Origin of the sequence: Acinetobacter sp. YH12058, from assembly GCF_013419805.1 — a bacterium.
Classification (GTDB): domain Bacteria; phylum Pseudomonadota; class Gammaproteobacteria; order Pseudomonadales; family Moraxellaceae; genus Acinetobacter; species Acinetobacter towneri.
Window position 1 is genome coordinate 1 of sequence record NZ_VOZL01000064.1, and the last position, 1,127, is coordinate 1,127.

Consider the following 1,127-nt stretch of genomic DNA (forward strand, 5'->3'; position numbering starts at 1 on the left):
TGATAAATCTTATCCAGTAACAACAATGGCTATTCAAAACAAAGTTACTGAATGCTTTAAAAGCATGTCTGTAGATGAAAAAAGAATTTTAATTATGGCTTCTCCGATTGCTAGAAATATCGATGCAAGTGAACAAGATCAAATCTTAATATCTGCTCAACAATTTGCTGATGACTGTGGTATCAAAGTCAATTCTGCTTATAAACAAATTGAAAATGCGTCAAAAAAACTAGTAGATCGGTCCTTTTCATACGTTAATGATAGGGGGAAAAAGGTCTACTCTAACTGGGTAATTGATGCTACTTATGAAGATGCAGGGATATCTTTAAGGTTTACATCTATTGTTTTGGTGATGTTGAAAATTTTAGATAAATACAATCCATACACTCGTTATAAAAAAGATGTAGTTCTAAAATTAAAAAAAGACTACTCAATAGACTTTTACCATTTAGCGAAAAAAAATCAGGCAAAAAATGGCTTTGAATTAACGCTAGATGAAATGTTTACAGAGTTTGGTTTACCAGAATCTTATAGAGATTTGAGGAACTTAAAACGAAGAGTTTTGAAGAGCTCATTAGATGAAATTAATGAATTTACCGATGTAACAGTTGACTATAGTCCAGTTAAAAAAGGACGTTCTGTTGTCGGCTTTAAGTTCACTGTGAAAGAAAAATCTAAGCCAAAATTAATAGCTCCTGAGCGAGATCCAAAAACAATAGATATATTCTGCAACCTGTCTGATGCTCAAATTAAAAAGTACAGCACTATTTTATCTAAACTTTCTGAGCTATCAGACCTCAGTAATTTCCCAGACTACCCGACATTTGCCCTCTGGATTAGTGGCATCTTACGAGATCCGAAAAGTGTAAGAGAGGAAACAACAAAACGGATTTTTAAAGCTCTTCATAGCAAGACGGATTTTAAACCATGAGAACTAAGGCTGAATTAGATGCAATGAGTCATCAAGAACTCAAAGATTATGAGCAAAGTTTACTTGCTCTGTGGACACCAAGAATGGCTATTGAAAGAGACATTGAAAGGTTAAGCACTCATCACAGCGAATTATTAGAGGTTTTTAATCAATTCAAGAATCCGGATGCACCTAAAAATTCACGTTTAAAAGATTC

2 protein-coding genes are annotated in these 1,127 nt (G+C 33.5%); both read left to right on the forward strand.

All coding sequences use genetic code 11. From position 1 onward, the window contains the following. Positions 1-931: replication initiation protein (locus FTU09_RS13705; protein WP_218951321.1), on the forward strand; the 931-nt coding region annotated here is incomplete at its 5' end. After that, a partial coding sequence (locus tag FTU09_RS13710; RefSeq protein WP_180080595.1) for a hypothetical protein occupies positions 928-1,127 on the forward strand: 200 nt, incomplete at its 3' end. The genes FTU09_RS13705 and FTU09_RS13710, both read left to right, overlap by 4 nt.